Below are 6,582 nucleotides of genomic sequence, written 5' to 3'. Positions count from 1 at the left end.
GGCTGGCCGACCTACCCGACGAGCGGTTGATCCTGCTCCTGGAGCTACGGCCGGACCTCGCCCAGCCACCACCTGGCAGCCTCGCCGCACTGGCCGCACGGGCCCAGGCCAGACAGTCGGTCAAGGCCGCCACCGATGACCTCGACTTCCTACGGCTGGCGGTGCTCGACGCATTGCTGGTGCTGCAGGCCGACACCGCGCCGGTGCCGCTCGCCAAGCTGCTGTCTTTGACCGCCGACCGCGCCAGCGAAGCCGAAGTCACCGACGCGCTGGCAGCCCTGAAGCAACGAGCCCTGGCCTGGGGCGAAAGCGCCGTCCGGATCGCCGCCGATACCGGCTCAGCGCTGCCGTGGCATCCGGGTCAGGTGATCCTCGAAGACGCCTCGTGCACCGGCGACGAGATCGCCGGGCTGATCGCCGGGCTCGACAAGGCCCAGCGCGCGGTGCTGGACAGGTTGCTCGAAGGATCGCCTATGGGGCGGACTCGCGACGCCGCACCGGGCGCCCCGCCGGATCGGCCGGTGCCGCGGCTGCTGACAGTGGGGCTACTGCGGCGCATCGATGCCGAGACGGTGATCCTGCCCCGCCAGGTGGGTCAGGTGCTGCGCGGCGAGGAACCAGGTCCGACACAGCTGACCGTACCGGATCCGGTGGTTGTTACCACCACGCCGGACGACGTCGACGCCGCCGCGGCCGGCGCTGTCATCGACCTGCTGCGCGAAGTCGACGTACTGCTACAAAACCTCAGCGTGGCACCGGTTCCCGAGCTGCGTAGCGGCGGGCTTGGCGTGCGTGAACTCAAGCGGCTGGCCAAGACGACCGGAATCGAGGAACCTCGACTAGGACTGATCCTCGAGGTGGTGGCCGCGGCAGGACTGATCGGCAACGGCATGCCGGATCCCCTGCCACTCCACGGTGAAGGACCGTATTGGGCGCCGACGCCCACCGCCGATCGGTTCACTGCGATGTCCGCCGCCGAGCGGTGGCACCTGTTGGCCTGCACCTGGCTCGACCTGCCGGGCCGGCCGGCGTTGATCGGCAGCCGCGGCCCGGACGCCAAACCATATGGCGCCTTGAGTGATTCGCTGTTTTCGACAGCCGCGCCGCTGGACCGCCGGCTGCTGCTGGACATGCTGGCCCAGCTGCCCGCCGGTTCTGGTGTTAATGAGGCAACGGCCTCGGCGGCGTTGATCTGGCGCCGGCCGCGCTGGGCTCGCCGGCTGCAGCCGGAGCCGCTGGCGGATCTGCTGACCGAGGCGCACGCGCTGGGTCTCGTTGGGCGCGGCGCGATCAGCACGGCTGGCCGCGCGCTGCTCAACGACGGGGACGCCGGCGCCGTAATCAGCGCCATGACGCGGGCGTTGCCCAAACCGATCGACCACTTTCTGCTGCAGGCAGACTTGACCGTGGTAGTGCCAGGACCGCTGCGCCGCGGTCTCGCCGATGAACTGGCCACGGTGGCCACCGTCGAATCGGCCGGCGCGGCAATGGTGTACCGCGTTAGCGAGCAGTCCATCCGGCATGCGCTCGATGTCGGCAAGACCCGTGACTTTCTGCATTCTTTTTTTGCCGACCACTCCAAGACACCTGTTCCGCAAGGGCTCACCTACCTCATCGACGATGTCGCACGCCGGCACGGGCAACTCCGGATCGGCTTGGCAGCATCGTTCGTGCGCTGTGAGGACCCCGCGCTGCTGGCCCACGCGGTGGCCGCGGCCGAGGGCCTACAGCTGCGGGCTTTGGCGCCGACGGTGGCGGTGTCCCCCGCTCCGATCGCCGAGGTGCTGGCCGCCCTGCGAAATGCCGGCTTCGCCCCGGCAGCCGAAGATTCCACCGGCGCCATTGTCGACGTCCGCCCGCGCGGCGCCCGGGTGCCCGCGCCTAATCAACGCCGGCCCTACCGCCCGCCGCCGCGGCCCAGCACCGAGACGTTGCACGCGGTCGTCGCGGTGTTACGTAGGGTGACCGCTGCGCCGTTCGGCAACATCCGAGTGGACCCGGCCGTCGCCATGTCGCTACTACAGCGCGCGGCCAAAGACGGTGACACGGTGTTGATCGGCTACCTCGACGCCGCCGGCGTGGCTACCCAGCGGGTGGTAACACCGATTGTGATCCGGGGTGGTCAGCTGGTCGCCTTCGACTCGTCAGCGGCGCGGCTGCGCGAGTTCGCCGTGCATCGCATCACGTCGGTGATGTCGGTCGACGACTGAATAATGGATCCCATGACCCGCGCCGGCGACGATGCAGAGCGCAGCGAGACAGAGGAGCGGCGCCCTTGACTGACGGGCCGTTGATCGTGCAGTCCGACAAGACGGTGCTGCTCGAGGTCGACCATGAGCTTGCCGGGGCCGCACGCGCCGCCATCGCGCCGTTCGCCGAACTGGAACGCGCCCCCGAGCACGTGCACACCTATCGGATAACGCCGCTGGCGCTGTGGAACGCCCGCGCTGCCGGCCACGACGCTGAGCAGGTCGTCGACGCGCTGGTATCGCACTCCCGCTACGCGGTGCCGCAGCCGCTGCTGGTCGACATCGTTGACACCATGGCCCGCTACGGTCGGTTGCAGTTGATCAAGAATCCCGCGCACGGCCTGACACTGGTTAGCCTGGACCGCGCGGTACTCGAGGAAGTGCTGCGCAACAAGAAGATTGCCCCGATGCTCGGCGCCCGGATCGATGGCGACACCGTTGTCGTCCACCCGAGCGAACGCGGCAGGGTCAAGCAGCTTTTGCTCAAAATCGGCTGGCCGGCCGAAGATCTCGCTGGTTACGTTGATGGCGAGGCACACGCGATCAGCCTGCAGCAGGATGGCTGGCAGCTGCGTGACTACCAGCAGCTGGCCGCTGACTCATTCTGGGCCGGCGGCTCCGGGGTGGTGGTGCTGCCGTGCGGTGCGGGTAAGACGTTGGTCGGCGCGGCCGCGATGGCCAAAGCACAGGCGACGACGCTGATCCTGGTTACCAACATCGTGGCGGCCCGGCAGTGGAAGCGCGAATTGGTAGCGCGCACTTCGCTGACTGAGGACGAGATCGGCGAATACTCGGGCGAGCGCAAGGAAATCCGGCCGGTCACCATTTCGACATATCAGATGATCACCCGGCGCAGTAAAGGCGAGTACCGGCACTTAGAGCTTTTCGATAGCCGTGACTGGGGCTTGATCATCTATGACGAGGTGCATCTGCTGCCGGCGCCGGTGTTCCGGATGACCGCCGATCTACAATCCAAGCGGCGGTTGGGCTTGACCGCAACGTTGATCCGCGAAGACGGCCGCGAGGGGGATGTGTTCTCCCTGATCGGCCCAAAGCGTTATGACGCGCCCTGGAAGGACATCGAGACCCAGGGTTGGATCGCGCCGGCGGAGTGCGTCGAAGTCCGGGTCACCATGACCGATAGCGAACGCATGACATACGCCACCGCCGAACCCGAGGAACGCTACCGACTGTGCTCGACAGTGCACACCAAAATTGCTGTGGTCAAATCGATTCTGCAGCGTCATCCGGGTGAGCAGACTTTGGTGATCGGCGCCTACCTGGATCAACTCGACGAGCTAGGTGCCGAGCTGGATGCCCCGGTAATCCAAGGGTCGACGAAGACCAGCGAACGCGAGGCGCTGTTCGACGCCTTCCGCCGCGGCGAGATCTCCACCTTGGTGGTGTCCAAGGTGGCCAACTTCTCCATCGACTTGCCGGAAGCCTCTGTGGCGGTGCAGGTTTCGGGCACGTTCGGATCCCGTCAGGAAGAAGCGCAGCGGTTAGGCCGGCTGCTGCGACCGAAGTCCGACGGAGGCGGCGCCATCTTCTACTCGGTGGTGGCTCGCGATAGCCTGGATGCCGAATACGCCGCCCACCGGCAGCGGTTCTTGGCCGAACAGGGTTATGGCTACATCATCCGCGACGCCGACGACCTGCTAGGCCCGGCGATCTAGATCTGGCGAGCAGACACAGAATCGCACGAAACGCCCAGCGCTCGTGCGATTCTGTGTCTGCTGGTGGTTATCTTTGGACGTGCGGCAGCCGGAGATGATGTCAGCGGTGGCCGCCACCTTGGCCAGGTATACCGGATTGCGGTAGCTCATGGCCGTACACATTTGGCCGAGCTTGATTCGCGACGTGGTCGCGGCGTAGGCCGCCATCAGGGACCACGCCTCGTGGGTGGCTTCGTCGGTGGGCAGCGGCACGGTGTGGAAGTGGTCGTAGACCCACAGCGAATCCCAGCGGCTGCTGTCGGCGTAGCTCGCCAAGTCGCGCATCACCGACCAGTGTTGCTCGGTTTCGATGCCAACGAGATCCATTCGCCAGCCTTGCGGAATGAAGAGACCAAAGCGCATGGCTGGGACTCTAGCCCGCGCCCGGCTGCACGATTCCACGCAGTTCAAGGAATACTCGCCCGCGTGAGCGTGGCAGCATGGGCATGAAGTCGCAGCTGCCAGGAAAGGATAGAGCCGGATGGAGCTGGCCGGTCTCGGGGTGTGGAGCAGCCAACTGCGCTACGGCGACGCATCCGAAGCCGCCGATGCGGCAGCGGAATTGGATGAACTGGGCTTTACCGCGCGGTGGATTCCCGACGTCGGCGGTCCCGTGCTGGACGCGGTGGGTCGCCTGCTCGCGGCAACCAAGCAAACCGTCGTCGCCACCGGGATCCTCAATCTGTGGATGCACTCGGCCGACGAGGTCGCTGCATCCTATGCTGCGCTGACCGCTGAGCACGGCGTCATTTCTGGACGGACTCGACGCCGCCCGGCCGCCGGTGCCCACCGCGCGGCGGGTTCTGGCCGCGCTGGGCCCGAAGATGCTGGAGTTGTACGCACGCCGCGCCCGCGGCGCTCACCCTTACTTGGTCACGCCTGAGCACACCGCTTCTGCCCGTGCGATTTTGGGCGAGGGGCCGTGGCTGCTGCCGGAGCAGACCGCAATCGTGACCGACGACGCCGACGAGGCGCGCCGCATCGGAACCGCTTGGCTGCGAGGATATTTGGCGTTGCCGAACTACGCCAACCATTTGTTGCGCAGCGGGTTCTGCGAAGATGATCTGGCACATGTGAGCGATCGCCTCGTCGACGCGATCATCGCGTGGGGCGACGAGGAAACGATTATGCTGCGGATCGCCGAGCATCATGGGGCCGGCGCCGACCATGTGTGCGTCCAGGTGCTGACAGCCGACCGGCGAGAATTCCCCCGCGAGCAATGGCGTCGACTCGCAGGCGCCCGCAATTAGCTCGGAAAATCGACGGCAGAGCTGCGCGGCACTGGCGCGAGCAGACACAAAATCGCCCATCTTGCTAGGCAAAAGGGCGATTCTGCTGGGGTACCTCCCTGCGGGGACTGCTCGCGGTGCTTTAGGTGAGCGAGTCCGGCGGCAGGAAACGGTCGCCGTACTTGGCCGCCAGCTCACGCGCCCGGGCCACAAAGGCTTGCTTGCCGATACCGGCCGGCCCCTGATAGCCGACGATGAACTGCGCGCTACCACCGGTCCACGGCGGGAACCCGATACCCATGATGGACCCGATATTCGCGTCAGCCGTCGAGGTCAACACGCCCTCGTCGAGGCATTTCTGGGTTTCCAGCGCCTCGGCGAACAGCATCCGGTCGATCATGTCCTGCAGCGGCGGGTTCGACGAGCCGGACTTGAACGTCTCCCGCAGGCCCGGCCACAAGCCGGATCGTTTACCGTCGGCGTACTCGTAGAAGCCCGCCCCCTTGAGCCGGCCGGATCGCCCGAGTTCGATCATTTTCTCAACGACCGCCTCGGCCGGGTGCGGCGTGTAGACGGCACCCGCATCTTCCGTCGCCTTACGGGTAGCTACCGCGATCTTGTGCATCAGCTCCAGGTTCAGCTCGTCGGACAGCTGCAGCGGCGGGGCCGGGTACCCGGCCTGTGAGCCGGCCTGCTCGATGCTGGACGGCTCCACGCCCTCGCCCAGCATCGCCAGCGCCTCGTTGACGAAGGTGCCGATGACCCGTGAGGTGAAAAAGCCGCGACTGTCGTTAACGACAATCGGGGTTTTGCCGATAGCCAGCGTGTAGTCGAACACCCGGGCCAGGGTCTCGTCAGAAGTCTTCTCGCCCTTGATGATTTCGACCAGCGGCATCTTGTCGACCGGTGAGAAGAAGTGGATTCCGATGAAATCTTCCTGCCGCTTGACGCCGGTCGCCAGACCGGTGATCGGCAGTGTCGAGGTGTTAGACCCCAGCACAGCGTTCGGCTCGACGATGTCCTCGATCTCCTGGAACACCTTGTGCTTGAGCTCCTGGTTCTCGAAGACGGCTTCGACGACGAAGTCCACACCGGCGAAGTCGGTCGCGTCGGCCGTCGGGGTGATGCGTGCCAGCAGGGCATCGCTGCGCTCCTGGGTGGTACGACCCCGCTCCAACGCCTTGGCTTCCAGTTTTTCGGAGTAGCCCTTGCCCTTTTGCGCCGCCTCTAGGCTGACATCTTTGATGACCACGTCGAAGCCGGCTTTGGCCGAGACATAGGCGATGCCGGCGCCCATCATGCCCGCGCCCAGCACACCGATCTTCTTGATCGGGGTCTTGCCGATCCCGTCGGGTCGCGACTTACCGGCATTGATGGCCTGCAGGTCGA

The 6,582-nt window shown here is 66.0% G+C and carries 3 protein-coding genes and 2 pseudogenes; 3 read left to right on the top strand and 2 right to left on the bottom strand.

The window, feature by feature from the left end:
- The first annotated feature begins 2 nt into the window (after nucleotides 1-2).
- Nucleotides 3-2,210 (top strand): helicase C-terminal domain-containing protein, encoded by a 2,208-nt coding sequence (locus tag F0Q45_RS23370; RefSeq protein ID WP_262491137.1) that lies wholly within the window; start codon nucleotides 3-5, stop codon nucleotides 2,208-2,210.
- Between the two features lie 65 nt (nucleotides 2,211-2,275).
- Complete coding sequence (locus F0Q45_RS23365; RefSeq protein ID WP_149656167.1) at nucleotides 2,276-3,925, top strand: DNA repair helicase XPB; 1,650 nt, start codon at nucleotides 2,276-2,278, stop codon at nucleotides 3,923-3,925.
- 81 nt (nucleotides 3,926-4,006) lie between these two features.
- Here the strand turns inward: F0Q45_RS23365 and F0Q45_RS23360 are convergent.
- A pseudogene (locus F0Q45_RS23360) lies at nucleotides 4,007-4,327 on the bottom strand (LLM class flavin-dependent oxidoreductase); the annotation flags it as partial.
- A gap of 118 nt (nucleotides 4,328-4,445) precedes the next feature.
- Here F0Q45_RS23360 and F0Q45_RS23355 point away from each other — a divergent pair.
- A pseudogene (locus tag F0Q45_RS23355) lies at nucleotides 4,446-5,214 on the top strand (TIGR03620 family F420-dependent LLM class oxidoreductase).
- Between the two features lie 121 nt (nucleotides 5,215-5,335).
- On the opposite strand, the gene F0Q45_RS23350 reads toward F0Q45_RS23355, so the two are convergent.
- Nucleotides 5,336-6,582: 3-hydroxyacyl-CoA dehydrogenase family protein (locus F0Q45_RS23350; RefSeq protein WP_149656166.1), on the bottom strand; the 1,247-nt coding region annotated here is incomplete at its 5' end.

Source organism: Mycobacterium simiae (assembly GCF_008370645.1).
Classification (GTDB): domain Bacteria; phylum Actinomycetota; class Actinomycetes; order Mycobacteriales; family Mycobacteriaceae; genus Mycobacterium; species Mycobacterium simiae_A.
Note: the sequence above shows the minus strand (reverse complement) of the source record. Positions and strands in the feature narration are given on the sequence as shown.